General features: G+C 58.6%; 16 protein-coding genes. 12 read left to right on the top strand and 4 right to left on the bottom strand.

Features of this window, described 5'->3' with window-relative positions:
* Positions 1-7 precede the first annotated feature (7 nt).
* From leuC to leuA, 3 genes are read right to left on the bottom strand one after another with little or no spacing between them, the layout of a single operon-like run.
* A complete protein-coding gene (leuC, locus tag WCL58_RS16035; protein ID WP_084826856.1) occupies positions 8-1,408 on the bottom strand; it encodes a 3-isopropylmalate dehydratase large subunit in 1,401 nt (466 codons plus the stop codon).
* A 1-nt stretch (position 1,409) separates the two neighbouring features.
* Positions 1,410-2,501: a 3-isopropylmalate dehydrogenase gene (gene leuB, locus WCL58_RS16030; RefSeq protein WP_033649192.1), complete on the bottom strand. Its 1,092-nt coding sequence runs from the start codon at positions 2,499-2,501 to the stop codon at positions 1,410-1,412.
* A 2-nt stretch (positions 2,502-2,503) separates the two neighbouring features.
* A complete protein-coding gene (gene leuA / locus WCL58_RS16025; RefSeq protein ID WP_004932820.1) occupies positions 2,504-4,078 on the bottom strand; it encodes a 2-isopropylmalate synthase in 1,575 nt (524 codons plus the stop codon).
* Between the two features lie 872 nt (positions 4,079-4,950).
* Here leuA and leuO point away from each other — a divergent pair.
* From leuO to cra, 5 genes are all read left to right on the top strand, one after another.
* Positions 4,951-5,898, top strand: coding sequence for a transcriptional regulator LeuO (gene leuO, locus WCL58_RS16020; protein WP_060440779.1), 948 nt, complete (start codon positions 4,951-4,953; stop codon positions 5,896-5,898).
* A gap of 466 nt (positions 5,899-6,364) precedes the next feature.
* Positions 6,365-8,173: an AMP-dependent synthetase/ligase gene (locus WCL58_RS16015; protein ID WP_100396046.1), complete on the top strand. Its 1,809-nt coding sequence runs from the start codon at positions 6,365-6,367 to the stop codon at positions 8,171-8,173.
* Positions 8,174-8,489: 316 nt separating this feature from the next.
* Positions 8,490-10,208 carry an acetolactate synthase 3 large subunit gene (ilvI, locus tag WCL58_RS16010; protein WP_043148148.1) on the top strand — a complete coding sequence of 573 codons (1,719 nt, stop codon included), beginning with the start codon at positions 8,490-8,492 and terminating at the stop codon, positions 10,206-10,208.
* 2 nt (positions 10,209-10,210) lie between these two features.
* Positions 10,211-10,702 (top strand): acetolactate synthase small subunit, encoded by a 492-nt coding sequence (gene ilvN / locus WCL58_RS16005; protein ID WP_004932806.1) that lies wholly within the window; start codon positions 10,211-10,213, stop codon positions 10,700-10,702.
* Positions 10,703-10,920: 218 nt separating this feature from the next.
* Entirely contained in the window at positions 10,921-11,925 is a 1,005-nt protein-coding gene (cra, locus tag WCL58_RS16000) for a catabolite repressor/activator (RefSeq protein WP_004932801.1), read from the top strand.
* A gap of 37 nt (positions 11,926-11,962) precedes the next feature.
* Here cra and WCL58_RS15995 read toward each other — a convergent pair whose 3' ends face one another.
* Positions 11,963-12,403 (bottom strand): L-alanine exporter AlaE, encoded by a 441-nt coding sequence (locus WCL58_RS15995; protein ID WP_084826854.1) that lies wholly within the window; start codon positions 12,401-12,403, stop codon positions 11,963-11,965.
* Positions 12,404-13,266: 863 nt separating this feature from the next.
* Here WCL58_RS15995 and mraZ point away from each other — a divergent pair.
* The 7 genes from mraZ to mraY are packed head-to-tail and all read left to right on the top strand — an operon-like array spanning position 13,267 to position 20,700.
* The gene (gene mraZ, locus WCL58_RS15990; protein ID WP_025159638.1) at positions 13,267-13,725 is read left to right on the top strand and encodes a division/cell wall cluster transcriptional repressor MraZ; all 459 of its coding nucleotides are present in this window, start codon (positions 13,267-13,269) and stop codon (positions 13,723-13,725) included.
* A 2-nt stretch (positions 13,726-13,727) separates the two neighbouring features.
* Positions 13,728-14,669 carry a 16S rRNA (cytosine(1402)-N(4))-methyltransferase RsmH gene (rsmH, locus tag WCL58_RS15985; protein ID WP_049200285.1) on the top strand — a complete coding sequence of 314 codons (942 nt, stop codon included), beginning with the start codon at positions 13,728-13,730 and terminating at the stop codon, positions 14,667-14,669.
* A complete protein-coding gene (gene ftsL / locus WCL58_RS15980) occupies positions 14,666-14,986 on the top strand; it encodes a cell division protein FtsL (protein ID WP_015376645.1) in 321 nt (106 codons plus the stop codon). Before rsmH ends, ftsL begins: the two co-directional genes overlap by 4 nt.
* 42 nt (positions 14,987-15,028) lie before the next feature.
* Positions 15,029-16,792, top strand: a complete 1,764-nt coding sequence (locus tag WCL58_RS15975) for a peptidoglycan glycosyltransferase FtsI (protein ID WP_004932790.1) — start codon at positions 15,029-15,031, stop codon at positions 16,790-16,792.
* Positions 16,779-18,266, top strand: a complete 1,488-nt coding sequence (gene murE, locus WCL58_RS15970) for a UDP-N-acetylmuramoyl-L-alanyl-D-glutamate--2,6-diaminopimelate ligase (protein ID WP_060422468.1) — start codon at positions 16,779-16,781, stop codon at positions 18,264-18,266. The genes WCL58_RS15975 and murE overlap by 14 nt, the downstream gene beginning before the upstream one ends.
* Entirely contained in the window at positions 18,263-19,624 is a 1,362-nt protein-coding gene (gene murF, locus WCL58_RS15965) for a UDP-N-acetylmuramoyl-tripeptide--D-alanyl-D-alanine ligase (RefSeq protein ID WP_308343203.1), read from the top strand. Before murE ends, murF begins: the two co-directional genes overlap by 4 nt.
* The gene (gene mraY / locus WCL58_RS15960; protein ID WP_004932782.1) at positions 19,618-20,700 is read left to right on the top strand and encodes a phospho-N-acetylmuramoyl-pentapeptide-transferase; all 1,083 of its coding nucleotides are present in this window, start codon (positions 19,618-19,620) and stop codon (positions 20,698-20,700) included. Before murF ends, mraY begins: the two co-directional genes overlap by 7 nt.

Below are 20,700 nucleotides of genomic sequence, written 5' to 3'. Positions count from 1 at the left end.
TAGCCCCTTAGTGAATATCACGGATGTCGGCGAAGTGACCGGCGACGGCGGCCGCGGCGGCCATCGCCGGGCTGACCAGGTGGGTACGCCCACCGCGGCCCTGACGCCCTTCGAAGTTACGGTTGCTGGTGGATGCGCAGCGCTCGCCCGGATTCAGGCGGTCGTTGTTCATCGCCAGGCACATCGAACAACCCGGTAAACGCCATTCGAAACCGGCTTCGATAAAGATTTTGTCCAACCCTTCGGCTTCCGCCTGGGCCTTCACCGGGCCGGATCCCGGCACCACGATGGCCTGCACGCCGCTGGCGACCTTGCGCCCCTTGGCAATCGCCGCCGCCGCGCGCAGATCTTCGATGCGTGAGTTGGTGCAGGAGCCGATGAACACTTTATCGATCGGCACGTCGGTCAATTTGATGCCCGGTTTCAAATCCATGTAAGCCAAGGCTTTTTCCGCAGAGGCGCGCTCGACCGGATCGCTGAACGATTCCGGCGCCGGGATCGCCTGATTGACGGCGATCACCTGGCCGGGGTTGGTGCCCCAGGTGACCTGCGGCGCGATCTCTTCGGCGTGCAGCGTCACCACGGTATCGAATTGGGCGTCGGCATCGGACTTCAGCGTGCGCCAATAGGCGACCGCCTGCTCCCAGTTTTCGCCGGTTGGTGCGAACTGGCGCCCTTTCAGGTAGGCGAAGGTGGTGTCGTCCGGCGCGACCAACCCGGCCTTGGCGCCCATTTCGATCGCCATGTTGCACAGGGTCATGCGGCCTTCCATGCTCAACGCTTCGATTGCCTTGCCGCAGAACTCCACCACGTGGCCGGTGCCCCCGGCGCTGCCGGTTTTGCCGATCACCGCCAGCACGATGTCTTTGGCGGTGATGCCCACGGCGGCGTCGCCGGTGACTTCAATCTTCATGGTCTTGGCGCGGCCCTGCTTCAGGGTCTGGGTCGCCAGCACGTGTTCCACCTCGGAGGTGCCGATGCCGAACGCCAGCGAGCCGAAAGCGCCGTGGGTGGCGGTGTGCGAGTCGCCGCAGACGATGGTCATGCCCGGCAGCGTCATGCCTTGCTCAGGCCCGATCACGTGTACGATGCCCTGGAACGGGTGGTTCAGGTCATACAGCGAAACGCCGAATTCCGCGCAGTTCTTGATCAGCTCCTGCATCTGGATGCGCGCCATTTCGCCGCTGGCGTTGATGTCTTTGGTCTGGGTCGACACGTTGTGATCCATGGTGGCGAAGGTTTTGCCGGGTTGGCGCACCTTGCGGCCCATGGCGCGCAGGCCGTCGAACGCCTGCGGCGAAGTGACTTCGTGCACCAGATGACGGTCGATATACAGCAACGGCGTTTCGTTCGGCGCTTCGTGCACCACGTGGGCGTCGTACAGCTTCTGGTATAAGGTCTTGGCCATGTTATGCCCCCTGAGCTACAAAGCGAGCGATGATGTCGCCCATTTCATCGGTGCTGACGGCTTTGCCGTCACCGGCCAGATCGGCGGTGCGGTAGCCCTGTTCCAACGCCTGGTTGATGGCGCGCTCCACGGCGTCGGCCGCTTCATCGGCGCCCAGGCTGTAACGCAGCAGCAGGGTGGCGGACAGGATCTGCGCAATCGGGTTGGCGATGCCTTTGCCGGCGATATCCGGCGCGGAACCGCCCGCCGGTTCGTACAGGCCGAAGCCTTGCTCGTTCAGGCTGGCGGACGGCAACATACCCATCGAGCCGGTGATCATCGCGCATTCGTCGGACAGGATGTCGCCGAACAGATTGGAGCACAGCAGCACGTCGAACTGGGACGGATCCTTGATCAGCTGCATGGTGGCGTTGTCGATATACATGTGCGACAGCGACACGTCCGGGTAATCCTTGGCGACCTGATTGACCACCTCACGCCACAGGATAGAACTCTGCAGCACGTTGGCCTTGTCGATCGACGTCACCTTGTGGCGGCGCTTGCGGGCGGATTCGAAGGCGATGCGTGCGATGCGTTCAATCTCGAAACGGTGATACACCTCGGTATCGAAAGCGCGCTCCTGCATGCCCTGGCCTTCGCGGCCCTTCGGCTGGCCGAAGTAGATGCCGCCGGTCAGTTCGCGCACGCACAGAATGTCGAAGCCGCGGGCGGCGATGTCGGCGCGCAGCGGGCAGAATGCCTCCAGCCCTTGATACAGGCGTGCCGGGCGCAGGTTGCTGAACAGCTTGAAGTGCTTGCGCAGCGGCAACAGCGCGCCGCGTTCCGGCTGCTCGGCCGGCGGCAGGTGTTCCCATTTCGGGCCGCCTACCGATCCGAACAGGATGGCGTCGGCCTGCTCGCAGCCGGCGACGGTCGCCGGCGGCAACGGGCTGCCGTGGCGATCGATGGCGATGCCGCCGACGTCGTACTCGGCGGTGGTGATGCGAATGTCAAAGCGTTGACGCACCGCGTCCAACACTTTGCGCGCCTGAGCCATTACTTCCGGGCCGATGCCGTCTCCGGGCAAGACGGCAATGTGATAAGTCTTCGTCATGTTCACACCGTTTCCTGATTATTTTGATGTTTGTTTTGCTGCAGGCGCTGCTTTTCTTTTTCTACCTGCTGTGAGCGCCAAATATTGTTCAACACGTGCACCATCGCCTTGGCGGAGGATTCGACGATGTCGGTCGCCAGACCTACGCCGTGGAAGCGGCGGCCGTTGTATGAGACCACGATATCCACCTGGCCCAGCGCGTCGCGGCCATGGCCCTTGGCGGTCAGCTGGTATTTCACCAGCTCGATCGGGTAGTCGGTGATGCGGTTGATTGCCTGATAAACCGCATCGACCGGGCCATTGCCGGTGGCGGCCTCGGCTTTCTCTTCGCCGCCGCAGATCAGTTTCACCGAGGCGGTAGCCATGATGCTGCTGCCGGACTGCACGCTGAAGTAGCCCAGGCTGAAGTGCTCCGGCTCTTCCTGCTGTTTATTGATGAAGGCCAGCGCCTCCAGGTCATAGTCGAACACCTGGCCCTTTTTGTCGGCCAGCTTCAGGAAGGCGGCGTACAGGGTATCCAGGTTGTAGTCCTGCTCCTGGTAGCCCATCTCTTCCATGCGGTGTTTCACCGCCGCGCGGCCGGAGCGGGAAGTCAGGTTCAACTGCACGTCCTTCAGGCCGATCGACTGCGGGGTCATGATTTCGTAGTTTTCGCGGTTCTTCAGCACGCCGTCCTGGTGAATGCCGGAGGAGTGGGCGAAGGCGTTGGAGCCGACGATCGCCTTGTTGGCCGGGATCGGCATGTTGCACAGCTGGCTGACGATCTGGCTGGTGCGGAAAATTTCCTGATGATTGATGTTGGTGTGCACGTTCATGATGTCTTGGCGCACTTTAATCGCCATTATCACCTCTTCCAGCGAACAGTTGCCGGCGCGCTCACCGATGCCGTTCAGGGTGCCTTCCACCTGCCGGGCGCCGGCCTGTACCGCGGCGATGGAGTTGCCGACCGCCATGCCCAAATCGTCGTGGCAGTGCACGGAGATGATGGCTTTGTCGATGTTCGGCACGCGGTCATACAAGGTGGTGATGATGCCGCCGAACTGGTTCGGCGTGGTGTAGCCGACGGTGTCCGGGATATTGATGGTGGTGGCGCCAGCGTTGATGGCGGCTTCGACCACGCGGCACAGATTGTCGATCGGCGTGCGGCCGGCGTCTTCACAGGAGAACTCTACGTCGTCGGTGTAGTTGCGGGCACGTTTGACCGAGCGCACCGCCATCTCCAACACTTCGTCGAACGAGCGTTTCAGCTTCGATTCAATGTGCAGGGTCGAGGTGGCCAGGAACACGTGGATGCGGAACGCTTCGGCGACGCGCAACGCTTCTGCGGCCACGTCGATGTCTTTGTCTACGCAGCGGGCCAGGCCGCAGACGCGGCTGTTCTTGATCTGGCGCGCGATGGTTTGCACCGATTCGAAGTCGCCCGGCGAGGAGACCGGGAAGCCGACCTCCATCACGTCGACGCCCATTCTCTCCAGCGCCAGCGCAATCTGAATCTTCTCTTTTACGCTCAGGCTGGCCTGCAATGCCTGTTCGCCATCACGCAGCGTGGTATCGAAAATAATGACTTGTTGGCTCATCGGTGCATTCCTTATCGTGTTGATTTCACGCTAAGCGGGCAAAAAAAAACCCGCGCAGTAGCGCGGGTTTCTTATGGGTGATCGGCTGAGTCAGCTCCGAACTTCGCCCACAGGCATACCGCGCAAACAAGATGCGTTAAGTAGTAGGCCTAGTAGACGGTGAGTACGGATCATAAGGGTTCAGCTTCTCTTAAATGGGGTGTCTGCCTAATTTGATACGTGATTGCCCTGGCGATGTCAACACCTGATTGAATGCGGGGACAATGCATCGGCGAATCGGCCGAACAGAGGATCATGCGGCAAAAAAGCGACGCCCTAGAGAAAAAACGGGGCCAGTTTGCGTGCTGCTTAGCATAAACGAATCGAATATATACTGCGCTAATTGCTTCTGGATTTCGTTGCGTTAAGATTTGTGATGAAAAAATAAGAGGAATTAATCACGGGGGGCAATAAAATAACATTTTTAATACAAATGATTTAAATTGAATTCATATGATTAATCGATTGTTTTAGTCATAATATAACAAAATAATGCGTTTTTACACAAAGTGAGCGGTGTTTTTAGATGGTTTGATTGCTTATGATGTGTTTCTATAGTTTGTCTCATACTGTGCGGTTAGGTTGTTTAATTGTCTTAATCATTGTTGATACCTAATTATTAGTACCACCCAAGTGGCATTCTTCCCGCTGACGGGAGAAGCTGCTGACATGTATTCCACATACGACTTATATCGTGACGATAACACGAGGTTTTTTATCGGCTGATGGCGGTAATGGCAGGATTTGTCGTGCAAAGATAAGACAATGCGGCGTTTCATTGTTTGTCGAGCACAAGGATTAGATTATCTACACAGGATTTAGTGGAGTGAAATATGGCTGAATATGATTCAGAAATCGCCATGGTCAAAGAGCCGGCGGAGATTCATTTGCGCAGCGTCGATCTTAATTTGCTGACGGTGTTTGACGCCGTGATGCAAATGCAAAATATTACGCGAGCCGCTAATTCGTTAGGGATGTCGCAGCCGGCGGTGAGCAACGCGGTGGCGCGCCTGAAGGTGATGTTCAACGATGAGCTTTTCGTGCGTTGCGGGCGCGGGATCCAGCCCACCATGCGGGCCAGGCAGCTTTTTGGGCCGGTGCGGCAAGCGCTGCAGCTGGTGCAAAATGAGTTGCCGGGCGCCGAGTTCGAACCGCTGACCAGCACGCGAGCGTTCTCCCTGTCGCTGTGCAGCCCGCTCGATTTGCGTCTGGGCGCCGGGATAATCAATCACGTCAAACAGATCGCGCCGCAGCTTAACCTGCAAATAAAGTCGTACATCAACAATAATATTGAGCATCAATTGCGTTATCAGGACGTCGAGTTTGTCATCGGCTACAGCCGTTTCGAATCGGCGGAGTTTCGCAGCCTGGCGATGTTCGACGACGAATTAGTGCTGGCGGTTGCGCAGGCGCATCCGAGAATAGGCGAGGAAGTGACGCCGGAGCACATGCTGGCCGAGCAGCACGCTGCGGTTTCCCTGGAGAGTTTTGGATCGTTCAGTAAACCTTTTTATTTAGAGGAGCCGATGCTGCGCGCTGTGACGCAACAGTGCACTGATCTCTACAGCGTGTTGAATATGGTGTCGCAAACGGAAATGGTGGCGATTGCGCCCGCTTGGTTGGTGCGACAGCAGACGGAAGCGTTGAAAATAAAGGCGGTTCCTTTATGTGGCAACGAGAATAAAGCCACCTGCTATCTCTCCTGGCATGAATCCTCCGAGCGGGATAAAGGCCACCAGTGGATGAAATCCGTCCTGATTGAGGCGGGTAACCCAAAGTAAAGCGATAAAGAATGGGAGCCACATAAAGATAATATTCAACTGAGCGTTTTTTTCTCATGATAAAAACTAAGAACTATCTGTGTTTTTATTAAGATGTTTCTTGGTTTTACGGCGATAAAATAACTTATTTTCAGAGTGAGTTTGTTCGTTCAGCAAAAATAATTAATATAAATTAATATTCTGATTTTTACTTTCCGGCTGGTATTTTAAACTAACTCGATGCGGCGGCCCGGATGGGCCGCGTTTTATTGCCATCAGCAAACCTTTTCCTCCCCGTTTTTTCCAACCAATGAAAGTGCGGAAGCCGGACTGAGTTTTGGCTCACACTTCTACGCTGAAATCGCTTTTCCCCTTGCCTGAGACTAGGTAGACTGCGCAAAAAAAAGTAAACACGTGTAAGCTGAGATGAGGGCCGTAAGGCGTCGTTCCGGCTTAACTGTTTGATTCATTTCAGGCTTAGAGCACTATGATCACTAATCTGCTGCAATACCATTTGATCCATCGTATACAGCATCAAATCATCCACCGAGCCGATCGCACAGCTTTTCGCCAATGGTCGCCCAACGGCGAGTTGCAGCTGACCTGGGGAGAGGCCGCCACTCGTATTGACCGCATTGCCGCCGGGCTGCTGGGGCTGGGCGTCGAAGTACAAGAACGCATCGGTATTTTCGCCAATAACACGATGGCCTGGGCGTTGACCGATCTCGCTATCCTTCACCTGCGCGGCATCAGCGTTCCGCTTTATTCCACCAACACGCCGGCACAGGCGGCGTTCGTCACCAACGACGCCGACATCCGTATACTGTTCGTCGGCGAGCAGGCGCAGCTTGACGCCGCCATCGCGCTGCGCGGCGTCTGCCCGCAGCTGCGTCATATTGTCGTCTTCGACGAGGGGGCCGATCTGCGCGGCTGCGAGATCGCACAGCATCTGAGCACCTTCGAGCGCGCTGCCGATCCGGCGGCTTTTGCCGCTCAACGCCAGCAGCGTATTGAAGAGTGCGACCTGCAGGATCTCTTCACCCTGATCTATACCTCGGGCACTACCGGCGAGCCGAAAGGGGTGATGCTGGACTACCGCAACCTGGCGGCGCAGCTCTACCTGCATGATGAAAGGCTGACGGTCGGCGAAGAAGATGTGTCGCTCAGCTTCCTGCCGTTGTCGCACGTTTTTGAGCGGGCCTGGAGCTTCTTTGTGATGCATTCCGGCGCGCAGAACGTTTTCCTGCCGAACACCGACTGGGTGCGGGAAGCGATGGGGCAGGTCCGCCCGACGCTGATGTGTGCGGTGCCGCGTTTCTACGAGAAGATTTTCAGCGCGGTGCACGAAAAAGTGGCGCGCGCCCCTTGGCTGCGCCGTGCGTTGTTCCACTGGGCGATCGTCTGCGGCGAGCGCAAATTCCTGCAGGAGCGCGCCGGCAAACCGTTGGGCAAAGTGTTCGACTTCACCCACCGCTGGGCCGATAAGCTGGTGTTGAGCAAGCTGCGCGGTATCCTCGGCGGCCGGGTGCGCTTTTTGCCGGCGGCGGGCGCCAAGCTGGACGACAATGTGATCCTGTTTTTCCAGGCGATGGGCGTCAACATCAAGTACGGTTACGGCATGACCGAAACCTGTGCGACCGTCTCCTGCTGGGAAGAGGGGCATTTCCGCTTCGGCTCCATCGGTAAACCGCTGCCGGAGGTCGAGGTGCGCATTGGCGAGGAAAATGAAATCCAGGTGCGCGGGCCGATTGTGATGCGCGGCTATTTCAACAAACCTTTGGAAACCGCCGCGACCTTTACCGAGGACGGCTGGCTGAAAACCGGCGACGCCGGGGCGATCGATGAAGAGGGCAACCTGTTCATCACCGAACGCCTGAAGGATTTGATGAAAACCTCAGGCGGCAAATATATCGCGCCGCAGATGCTGGAAGGCACGCTGGCGCAGGATCGCTTTATCGAGCAGGTGGCGATCATCGCCGATGCGCGTAAATTCGTTTCCGCGCTGATCGTGCCGTGCTTTGAGTCGTTGGAAGAGTACGCGAAGTCAGTGAACCTGAAATACCAGGATCGCCTGGAACTGCTGCGCAACGGCGAAATCCTCGAGATGTTCGAAAAGCGCCTGCGCGAGATGCAAAAGGAGCTGGCGCGCTTCGAACAGGTGAAGAAGTTCACGCTGCTGCCGGCGGCCTTTTCGATGGAGCTGGGGGAGTTGACGCCAACGCTGAAGCTGCGCCGTAAAGTGATCCTGCAGCGCTATCAGCGTGAAATCGACTCGATGTACCAGGAACAGGCCTGACGCCGCCGCCGGGCCATGCACCCGGCCAAAAAAGCGGCATATCCTTCACCTGATTTAGTTCTGTAATTTTCCCCCTGTTCGAAACAATGCCTAGCCTGACAACCCCGAGGCTAGCGCATTGTTTTTATAAAGCCGCGATCTCCAGCTGCTTGGCAATAACCCCGCTACCGTTAAGCCATTTTGCCGTTTGCCTGCCCCATATTCTGACGTTATGTTAATTCGATAGCGACAACCCATAAAAACTTTGGGGCATTGCCCCGCAGCAGGCGCTACGTTCCGGCGCCAGAGAAGAATAAGCAAGCCTGGAGGCAAACCCATGGAGATGTTGTCAGGAGCCGAGATGGTCGTCCGATCGTTGATCGATCAGGGCGTTAAGCATGTATTCGGCTACCCCGGCGGGGCGGTGCTCGATATCTACGACGCTCTGCATACGGTAGGAGGGATCGATCATATTCTGGTGCGCCACGAGCAGGGGGCGGTGCACATGGCCGACGGCTACGCGCGCGCCACCGGTGAAGTGGGCGTGGTGCTGGTGACCTCCGGCCCCGGCGCCACCAACGCCATTACCGGCATCGCTACCGCCTATATGGACTCGATCCCGATGGTGGTGCTGTCGGGGCAGGTGCCCAGCTCGCTGATCGGCTACGACGCCTTCCAGGAGTGCGATATGGTGGGGATTTCTCGCCCGGTGGTGAAGCACAGCTTCCTGGTAAAACGCACCGAAGACATCCCGGCGGTGTTGAAGAAGGCGTTCTACCTGGCTTCCAGCGGCCGCCCCGGCCCGGTGGTGATCGATCTGCCGAAAGATATCGTCGGCCCGGCGGTGCGGATGCCTTATGCCTACCCGCAGGACGTGAGCATGCGTTCTTATAACCCGACGGTGCAGGGCCACCGCGGGCAGATCAAACGCGCGTTACAAACCATTCTGGCGGCCAAAAAGCCGGTGATGTACGTCGGCGGCGGCGCGATCAACGCCGGTTGCGAGGCCGAACTGTTGGCGTTGGCGGAGCAGCTGAACCTGCCGGTGACCAGCAGCCTGATGGGATTGGGCGCTTTCCCCGGCACCCATCGCCAGAGCGTCGGCATGCTCGGCATGCACGGCACCTATGAAGCCAACAAAACCATGCACCATGCCGACGTGATCTTCGCCGTCGGTGTGCGCTTCGACGATCGCACCACCAATAACCTCGCTAAATACTGCCCGGACGCCACCGTGCTGCACATCGATATCGATCCGACTTCGATCTCCAAAACGGTGGACGCCGATATTCCGATCGTCGGCGATGCCAGGCAGGTGTTGGTTCAGATGCTGGAGCTGCTGGCGCAGGACGAGAAAGCGCAGGATCACGACGCGCTGCGCGATTGGTGGCAGTCTATCGAGCAGTGGCGTGCCCGCGACTGCCTGGGTTACGACAAGCACAGTGGCACCATCAAGCCGCAGGCGGTGATCGAAACCCTGCATCGCCTGACCAAAGGCGACGCCTATGTCACCTCGGACGTGGGCCAGCACCAGATGTTCGCCGCGCTCTATTATCCATTCGACAAACCGCGCCGCTGGATCAACTCCGGTGGCCTCGGCACCATGGGCTTCGGTTTGCCGGCGGCATTGGGCGTCAAGCTGGCGCTGCCGGAGGAAACCGTGGTGTGCGTGACCGGCGACGGCAGCATTCAGATGAACATTCAGGAGCTGTCCACCGCGCTGCAATATAACCTGCCGGTGGTGGTGGTGAACCTCAACAACCGCTATCTGGGCATGGTGAAGCAGTGGCAGGACATGATTTATTCCGGCCGTCACTCGCAGTCCTACATGGATTCTCTGCCGGACTTCGTCAAGCTGGCCGAGGCTTACGGCCATGTCGGTATCGCCATCCGCACGCCGGATGAGCTGGAAAGCAAGCTGGCGCAGGCGCTGGCGGAAAAAGAGCGGCTGGTGTTCGTCGACGTGACCGTCGATGAAACCGAACATGTTTACCCGATGCAGATCCGCGGTGGAAGCATGGACGAAATGTGGCTTAGCAAAACGGAGAGGACCTGATCATGCGCCGTATTTTATCTGTCTTGCTGGAAAACGAATCCGGCGCTTTGTCGCGCGTGGTCGGGCTGTTCTCTCAGCGCGGTTATAACATCGAGAGCCTGACGGTGGCACCGACCGACGATCCGACGCTGTCGCGCATGACTATCCAGACCGTCGGCGACGAGAAAGTGCTGGAGCAGATTGAGAAACAGCTGCACAAGCTGGTGGACGTGCTGCGCGTCAGCGAGCTGGTGCAGGGCGCCCACGTCGAGCGCGAGATCATGCTGGTGAAGCTGCAGGCCAGCGGCTACGGCCGTGAAGAGGTGAAGCGCTGCGCCGACATTTTCCGCGGCCAGATCGTCGATGTGACGGCGACGCTGTACACGGTACAGCTGGCCGGCACCAGCGACAAGCTCGACGCCTTCCTGAGCGCAGTGCGTGAAGTGGCGGAGATCGTGGAAGTGGCCCGTTCCGGCGTGGTTGGCGTGTCGCGCGGCGACAAAATCATGCGCTGAGCGCGGTCTGGCGGCGAATAATCGGGGGCGCGGCGTGGCTGCGCCCTTTGTTTTTCGGTATTTTTTGCCCGATTGCTGGCACCTTTCGGCAAAAGCGGTTGCTAGGCAGTGTTTTCTGCTGTTAGATCGCAGAGGCTGGATTGAATAACCGTACGGGATGTCATGGTTAATCCGAGCACAGCCTTCACTTCTATTTTCAGCGTCATTAAGGGGTTAATGTGAAACTGGATGAAATCGCGCGTCTCGCGGGCGTTTCGCGCACGACGGCCAGTTACGTCATCAACGGCAAGGCGAAGCAGTATCGTGTCAGCGATAAAACCGTCGAGAAAGTGATGGCCGTGGTCAGGGAGCATAACTATCACCCGAATGCCGTCGCGGCGGGGCTGCGCGCCGGGCGTACCCGTTCTATCGGTCTGGTGATCCCGGATCTGGAAAATACCAGCTATACCCGCATCGCCAACTACCTGGAACGCCAGGCGCGCCAGCGTGGTTACCAATTGCTGATCGCCTGTTCCGAAGATCAGCCGGACAACGAAATGCGCTGTATCGAGCACCTGCTGCAGCGCCAGGTGGACGCCATCATCGTCTCCACCGCCTTGCCGCCGGAGCATCCTTTCTATCAACGCTGGGCCAACGATCCGCTGCCGATCATCGCGCTGGACCGCGCGCTGGATCGCGAGCATTTCATCAGCGTCGTCGGGGCCGATCAGGAAGACGCCTTTGCGCTGGCGCAGGAGCTGCGCACCTTCCCGGCTGAATCGGTGCTGTATCTGGGCGCCTTGCCGGAGCTTTCGGTGAGCTTCCTGCGTGAGCAGGGCTTCCGTCAGGCCTGGCAAGAAGATCCCCGCCACGTCGATTATCTGTACGCCAACAGCTATGAACGTGAAGCCGCCGGCGCGCTGTTTGCCGAATGGCTGAAAACGCACCCGATGCCGCAGGCGCTGTTCACCACCTCGTTCTCGTTGTTGCAGGGCGTGATGGACGTGACGCTGAAGCAACGTGGCCGTTTGCCGACCGATCTGGCGATTGCCACCTTCGGCGACCATGAACTGTTGGATTTCCTCGAGTGCCCGGTGCTCGCGGTGGCGCAGCGCCATCGTGACGTAGCCGAACGCGTGCTGGAGCTGGTGTTGGCCAGCCTGGACGAACCGCGTAAACCCAAGCCGGGTTTGACGCGTATCCGCCGTAATCTGTTCCGCCGCGGCAGCCTGAGCCGCAAATAGTCCGCTCTACAGGAGCCCGCTATGTCGGGCTCCTGGTTTAGACGTAGCCCACCACCCGGAACAGCCGCCGGCAATATTCCAGGAAATAGCCATACACCACGCCCATCGCCATGGAGACCAGCGCATTGCTGGTGACCGCCGCCAGCATTTGTTGACCGTCGGCGCCTACGCTCCACAGAATGGCGGCATAAACCGGCGATTGGAAGCTGACGTAGGCCAGCAGGTCGGCGAGGTTGCGCAGCACGAACTGGCCGCGTGGACAGCGGCGCGCCGTGCGGATAAACAGATCGCGATAGCGACCGTAAGGCCAGGCGATCAGGATGTTGACCGGGATCGACAGCAGGCGCGAAGAGAGGGATTGCTGGAAGCTCATGCCGGAGATCAACACTTCTATCGCCATGCCGGCGATAAAGCAGTACACCACCAGTGCGAACGTATCGGCAGCGGCGCTACGCCAGTGAGCGGCGGGCGAAAGCATGTGTTATCTCCCTTTGGTTAAAATTCTGTTAATTTATTAATTGTTGGCTGTTAAAGCTGCTTTTTTGCTTTTTATATAGTGTACTAATCTGCATTGTGTTTTTTAACTAGATTTATATTTTTATTTTTAACATTTGTTCGGTTTTTGTCCCGCAGAACCGGGCGATAGGAGAGGGTAGAGAGATTAAAATCGGCAATTTAAAATAAATTCATTAAAAACATACGGTTGCGATTTTTGGCGTCGAATGGGGATTTTTTCCGGCAAAAATTGTGGAAATAAAGGTGTAAGAAAATGAAACCATAATTGTAAACAGGTATTTTGGGAATAATCTTACCAAATTGATTTAAATCGAAATTACTTCTGCTCGTAATATCCGAACCATTTATTTTTATCGCGGCCGCATCACGGCCATGCAAATTGAAGTAAAATAGCGCCCGGTTTTACGGTGAATAACGATTGAGCGTTATTAACTCAAGGAGTTATGGCCTTATTCCGCGATCGGTTCGCCCAACGCCGAGCCTTGGCGGGCGCGGCTCGCCAGCGGTTACCGCACTGAGATTGCCGAGCTGAAAAATGAGACATGGCTTGCAGAAGGAAGTAATGAGTTAATTAATCGCCAGTTCGTCAGGTTTTTAATCAGATTCTTTCCGCTTAGAAAATTCTCTCCGTTTATCATGGTGTTAATTTTTAATCGTCGAATAATCAGAGTTTCTTTCGCGAGTCAGCTCCCAAAATGACCAGAGAAATATTGCCAAAGCGCTGGCGCTCTGGCTTGACAAGGTTTTCATACCCTCCGTAAACTCCATTGTGTGGGAATTTGTGGGGTAAAGTGGTGAAAACGGTCACTAAGGGGTAGCTCAGGAATGTTCCGTGGAGCGACGATGGTCAACCTCGACAGCAAAGGGCGGCTTGCCGTACCTACCCGATATCGGGAATTGCTCAACGAGGAATCGCAAGGCCAAATGGTCTGTACCATTGACCTCCATCAGCCCTGCCTGCTGCTTTATCCTTTGCCCGAATGGGAAATTATTGAACAAAAATTATCACGTCTGTCGAGCATGAATCCCGCCGAGCGCCGCGTTCAGCGCCTGCTGCTGGGGCATGCCAGTGAGTGTCAGATGGATAGTGCCGGTCGTTTGCTGTTAGCCAATACGCTGCGGCAACACGCCGGGCTCACGAAAGAAGTGATGCTGGTCGGTCAGTTCAACAAGTTTGAACTGTGGGATGAACAGACCTGGTATCAACAAGTCAAGGATGATATTGACGCTGAACAGTCGACTCAGGAACCGTTGTCTGAGCGGCTACAGGACTTGTCGCTATAAGCATGTTGGAAAACTATAAACACACCACCGTCCTGCTGGACGAAGCCGTCAACGGCCTCAACATCCGCAGCAACGGCATATATATCGACGGTACTTTTGGTCGCGGTGGCCATTCTCGTCTGATTCTGTCCCAGCTGGGGCCGGAAGGGCGCTTGCTGGCGATTGACCGTGACCCTCAGGCGATTGCAGCCGCCAAATCTATTGAAGATCCTCGTTTTACCATCGTACACGGCCCATTCTCCGAGTTGTCGCACTACGTGCGGGAACGTGAATTGGTGGGCAAGATCGACGGCGTTCTGCTCGATCTGGGCGTTTCTTCGCCGCAGCTTGACGACGCAGAGCGCGGATTCTCCTTTATGCGCGACGGTCCGCTGGACATGCGCATGGATCCGTCCACCGGCCTGTCCGCCGCAGAGTGGCTGATGAAGGCCGAAGCGGACGACATCGCTTGGGTGCTGAAAACCTTTGGCGAAGAGCGTTTCGCCAAGCGCATCGCACGCGCCATCGTGGAAAGAAACCGCGTGGAGCCGATGACGCGCACCAAAGAGTTGGCGGATCTGATTGCCGATGCCAGTCCGTTCCGTGAAAAGCACAAGCATCCGGCGACGCGCAGCTTCCAGGCGATTCGTATCTATATCAACAGCGAGCTGGAAGAGATCGAGCGTGCGCTCGACGGCGCGCTGGAAGTGCTGGCCCCACAGGGCCGTTTGTCGATCATCAGCTTCCACTCGCTGGAAGACCGCATCGTCAAACGCTTTATGCGTCACCATAGCCGCGGCGCCCAGGTGCCGGCGGGCATTCCGTTGACCGAAGAGCAACTGCGCAGCATGGGCGGGCGAACGCTGAAAGCGCTGGGCAAAATGATGCCTTCGGAAGCGGAAGTGGCGGACAACCCGCGTGCGCGCAGCTCGGTGCTGCGTATTGCTGAGAGGATGCCCGCGTGATCGGCAACGAACGCCACGGTTTGGTCGGGGTTATTGGCGGCGACCTGCTGCGCAACGCCAAGATCCCCCTGATTTTACTGATTGCGTCACTGGTCTCCGCGATTTTCGTGGTGACCACCGCGCACCGCACCCGCCTGCTGACCGCCGAGCGCGAACAGCTGGTTCTGGAGCGCGATGCGCTGGATATCGAGTGGCGCAACCTGATTTTAGAAGAGAACGCCCTCGGCGATCACAGCCGGGTTGAACGTATCGCGACAGAAAAACTGCAGATGCAACACGTTGATCCATCGCAGGAAAATATCATCGTTAAACAATGAATGGTTTAACCGGAATAATGACACGGAGTAGAAAGGAAACGCATGAAAGCAGCGCGCCCCGGTAAGTTGAGACGCCAGGAAGATCAGGCCAGCTTTGTCAGCTGGCGTTTTGCGTTGCTGTGCGGCTGCATTTTGCTGGCGATGGTTGGCCTGATGCTGCGCGTCGCGTACCTGCAGGTCATCAACCCCGATCGTCTGGTGAAAGAAGGCGACATGCGTTCGCTGCGCGTGCAGGAAGTGCCGACCGCGCGCGGCATGATCAGCGATCGCGCCGGCCGTCCGTTGGCGGTCAGCGTGCCGGTCAATGCGGTGTGGGCGGATCCGAAAGAGCTGAACGAGCGCGGCGGTATCACGCTGGACAGCCGTTGGAAAGCGCTTTCTGATGCGCTGAACATCCCGCTGGACCAACTCTCCAACCGCATCAACGCCAACCCGAAAGGGCGCTTCGTTTATCTGGCGCGCCAGGTGAACCCGGCGATCGGCGACTACATCCACAAGCTCAAGCTGCCGGGGATCTACCTGCGGCAGGAGTCGCGCCGGTACTACCCGGCGGGGCAGGTGACGTCGCACATCATCGGCGTGACCAACATCGACGGACAAGGCATTGAAGGCGTCGAGAAGAGCTTCGACCGCTGGCTGACCGGGCAACCGGGCGAGAGAACGGTGCGTAAGGACCGCTTCGGCCGGGTCATCGAAGATATTTCCTCCGTAGACAGCCAGGCGGCGCACAACCTGGTGCTGAGCGTCGATGAACGCCTGCAGGCGCTGGTGTATCGCGAGCTGAACAACGCGGTGGCGTTCAACAAGGCCGAGTCGGGCACTGCGGTGCTGATCGACGTGAACACCGGCGAAGTGCTGGCGATGGCCAACAGCCCGTCTTACAACCCGAACAACATGGCCGGTACGCCGAAAGAGACCATGCGTAACCGTGCTATCACCGATATTTTTGAACCCGGTTCAACCGTGAAGCCGATGGTGGTGATGACCGCGCTGCAAAACGGCGTGGTGAGAGAAAACAGTGTGTTGAACACCATCCCGTACCGCATTCAGGGCCACGAGATCAAAGATGTGGCGCGGTACTCGGAGCTGTCATTGACCGGGATCTTGCAGAAGTCGAGTAACGTCGGTGTTTCAAAGCTGGCGTTAGCGATGCCGTCCTCAGCGTTAGTAGATACTTACTCTCGTTTTGGGCTGGGAAAAGCGACCAATTTGGGGCTGGTCGGAGAAAGCAGTGGCATATACCCAAAAAAACAACGGTGGTCTGACATAGAGAGGGCCACCTTCTCTTTCGGCTACGGGCTGATGGTAACTCCGTTACAGTTGGCGCGAGTCTATGCAACGATCGGCAGCCTGGGCGTATATCGCCCATTGTCGATCACCAAGGTTGACCCTCCGGTCGCCGGCGAACGCGTTTTCCCTGAACCTCTGGTGCGCACCGTGGTGCACATGATGGAAAGCGTGGCCTTGCCGGGCGGCGGCGGCGTGAAAGCCGCCATCAAGGGATACCGTATCGCCATCAAAACCGGTACCGCGAAAAAAGTGGGCCCGGACGGCAAATACGTCAACCGATACATCGCTTATACCGCCGGCGTTGCGCCGGCAAGTAACCCCCGTTTTGCCCTGGTGGTCGTCATCAACGACCCGCAGGGTGGGAAATACTATGGTGGCGCAATCTCCGCGCCGGTGTTCGGTGCCATCATGGGCGGCGTATTGCGCACCATGAACGTCGAGCCTGACGCGTTGCCTACCGGTGACAAAAGCGAATTAGTGATTAACAAGAAAGAGGGTTCAGGTGGCAGATCGTAATTTGCGCGACTTACTCGCCCCGTGGGTGCCGACGGCACCTGGGCGCGCGCTGCGGGAAATGACATTAGACAGCCGTGTGGCGGCTGCCGGGGATCTGTTTGTCGCCGTTGTCGGCCATCAAACGGATGGACGCCGCTATATTCCGCAGGCCATCGCGCAGGGCGTCTCCGCCGTGATCGCCGAAGCTGACGGTCAGGCCGAAGACGGCGCCATCATTGAAATGCACGGCGTGCCGGTGATCTATCTGAGCCAACTGAACCAGCGCCTTTCCGCGCTGGCCGGGCGTTTTTACCACCAGCCGGGCGAGCGTCTGCGTCTGGTCGGCGTGACCGGTACCAACGGCAAAACCACCACCACCCAACTGCTGGCGCAGTGGAGCCAACTGCTGGGCGAAACCAGCGCGGTGATGGGCACCGTCGGCAACGGCCTGCTGGGCCAGGTGTGCCCGACCGAGAATACCACCGGTTCTGCGGTGGATGTTCAACACGTATTAAACGATTTGGCGGAACAGGGCGCGACCTTCGCCGCCATGGAAGTCTCTTCCCACGGTCTGGTGCAACACCGGGTGGCGGCGCTGCCGTTCGCCGCGGCGGTCTTCACCAACCTGAGCCGCGATCACCTGGATTACCACGGTGACATGGCCAATTACGAGGCGGCCAAATGGTCGCTGTTCGCCGCCCACAGCGTGGGGCAGGCGATCATCAACGCCGACGATGAAGTCGGTCTGCGCTGGCTGAGCAAGCTGCCGGATGCGGTGGCGGTGACGATGCAGGGCAACCTGCAGCCGGGCGGCCACGGCCGCTGGCTGAAAACCACGGCGGTCGATTATCACGACAACGGCGCCACCGTTCGTTTCAGCTCCAGCTGGGGCGATGGCGAGATCGAAAGCCGCCTGATGGGCGCTTTCAACGTCAGCAACCTGCTGCTGGCCTTGGCGACGCTGCTGTCGCTGGGCTATCCGCTGGAGGCGCTGGTGGAAACCGGCAGCCGCCTGCAGCCGGTCTGTGGCCGCATGGAAGTGTTTAACGCGCCGGGCAAACCGACGGTAGTGGTGGATTACGCCCACACGCCGGATGCGCTGGAGAAAGCGTTGGAAGCCGCGCGCCTGCACTGCCAGGGGCAGCTGTGGTGCGTGTTCGGCTGCGGCGGCGATCGCGACAAGGGCAAGCGTCCGCTGATGGGCGGCATCGCCGAGCAGTTCGCCGATCGCGTGGTGATCACCGATGACAACCCGCGTACCGAAGAGCCGCGCGCGATTATCAACGATATCCTGACCGGATTGCTGGACGCCGGGCAGGCGCTGGTGATCCACGGCCGCGCCGAAGCGGTGACCAGCGCCATCATGCAGGCGCAGGAACAGGATGTGGTGTTGGTGGCAGGCAAAGGCCACGAAGATTATCAGCTGGTGGGCAACCGCCGCCTGGATTACTCCGACCGTACGACGGTCGCCCGACTGCTGGGGGTGCTGGCATGATCCCTGTCTCTCTTCAGACACTGGCTGAGGTATTGAGCGCTGAACTGATCGGCGCCGATTGCCAAATTGTCGAGGTGACGACAGACACCCGCAAGGTGACCGCCGGTTGCCTGTTTGTGGCGCTGAAAGGCGAGCGTTTCGACGCTCACGACTTTGCGGTGGATGCCGTAGCCGCAGGTGCCGGGGCGCTGCTGGTCAGTAAGCGCTTATTGGTGGACGCGCCGCAGCTGGTGGTGCAAGACACCCGTCTGGCGCTGGGGCAGCTTGGCGCCTGGGTGCGTCAGCAGGTGCCGGCGCGCGTGGTGGCGCTGACCGGTTCCTCGGGCAAGACCTCGGTGAAAGAAATGACCGCCGCCATTCTGCGCGAATGCGGCGAAGTGCTGTATACCGCCGGCAACTTCAATAACGACATCGGCGTGCCGCTGACGCTGTTGCGTCTGGAGCCGCACCATGATTTTGCCGTGATAGAGCTGGGCGCTAACCATATTGGCGAAATCGCTTACACCACCGCACTGACGCGTCCGCAGACCGCTTTGGTGAACAACCTGGCGGCGGCGCACCTGGAAGGCTTCGGCTCGCTGGCCGGCGTCGCCCAGGCGAAAGGTGAAATCTTTACCGGCCTGCCGGCCGACGGCGTGGCGATCATCAACGCCGATAACAACGACTGGCCGCACTGGCAGAGCATGCTGGGCGGCAAAACCGTCTGGCGCTTCTCGCCGCAGGCTGCCGAAGGCGTGGACTTCTTCGCGGATAACGTGCGGGTGAACGGTGCAGGCACGCAGTTCACGCTGCACAGCCCGTTCGGCACCGCCGAGATCGCGCTGCCGCTGCCGGGGCGCCACAACGTGGCCAATGCGCTGGCGGCGACGGCGCTGGCGATGTCGGTGGGCGCCACCCTCGAAGCGGTGCGTCAGGGGCTGAAACAGCTGCAGGCGGTGCCGGGGCGTCTGTTCCCGGTGGCGCTGGCCGAAGGCAAGCTGCTGCTGGACGACAGCTATAACGCCAACGTCGGGTCGATGACCGCGGCGGCGCAGGTGCTGGCAGAGATGCCGGGCTATCGCGTGATGGTGGTCGGCGATATGGCCGAGTTGGGCGCGGAAGCGGAAGAGTGCCACCGTCAGGTGGGCGAAGCCGCCCGTCTGGCCGGCGTCGACAAGGTGATCAGCGTCGGCGGTTTGAGCCGCGTGCTGAGCGAAGCGTCCGGCAACGGCGAACATTATCAAGACAAGACAGCAGTGATCGCGCGCGTGGCGGAATTACTGTCGGAACATGCGGTCATTACCGTGTTAATCAAAGGTTCACGTAGTGCCGCAATGGAGCAGGTAGTACGCGCGTTACAGGAGAAAGCACCATGTTAGTTTGGCTGGCCGAGCATTTGGTCAAGTATTACTCAGGCTTCAACGTCTTTTCTTATCTGACGTTCCGAGCCATTGTCAGCCTGCTGACCGCACTGTTCCTGTCGCTGTGGATGGGCCCTCGGGTGATCAAGCGCCTGCAAGAAATGTCCTTCGGCCAGGTGGTGCGTAACGACGGCCCCGAGTCGCACTTCAGCAAGCGCGGCACGCCGACCATGGGCGGCATCATGATCCTGACCTCCATCACCATTTCGGTGCTGATGTGGGCTTACCCGTCCAACCCGTATGTCTGGTGCGTGCTGTTCGTGCTGGTGGGTTACGGCATCGTCGGCTTCGTCGACGACTACCGCAAGGTGGTGCGTAAGGACACCAAAGGGCTGATCGCCCGCTGGAAGTATTTCTGGCAGTCGGTGATTGCGCTGATTGTCGCATTCGCCATGTACGCCGTAGGAAAAGACACGCCAGCCACCGAGCTGGTTGTGCCGTTCTTTAAGGACGTGATGCCGCAGCTGGGCCTGCTGTACATCCTGCTGGCCTATTTCGTGATCGTCGGCACCAGCAACGCGGTCAACCTGACCGACGGCCTGGACGGCCTGGCTATCATGCCGACGGTATTCGTGGCGGCCGGCTTCGCGCTGGTGGCCTGGGCGACCGGTAACATGAACTTCGCCAACTACCTGCATATTCCGTATCTGCGTCATGCCGGTGAGTTGGTGATCGTGTGTACCGCCATCGTCGGCGCCGGCCTCGGGTTCCTGTGGTTCAACACTTACCCGGCCCAGGTGTTTATGGGCGACGTCGGTTCGTTGGCGCTGGGCGGCGCGCTGGGCACCATTGCGGTGCTGCTGCGTCAGGAGTTCTTGTTGGTGATCATGGGCGGCGTATTCGTGGTAGAGACGCTGTCGGTGATCCTGCAGGTGGGATCGTTCAAGCTGCGCGGGCAACGCATTTTCCGCATGGCGCCGATTCACCACCACTATGAATTGAAAGGCTGGCCTGAGCCGCGCGTTATCGTGCGCTTCTGGATCATTTCGCTGATGCTGGTGCTGATTGGCCTGGCAACGCTGAAGGTGCGTTAA

Origin of the sequence: Serratia sp. TMDUHS_CL, from assembly GCF_037137105.1 — a bacterium.
In the GTDB taxonomy this organism is placed as follows: Bacteria; Pseudomonadota; Gammaproteobacteria; order Enterobacterales; family Enterobacteriaceae; genus Serratia; species Serratia nevei.
Note: the sequence above shows the minus strand (reverse complement) of the source record. Positions and strands in the feature narration are given on the sequence as shown.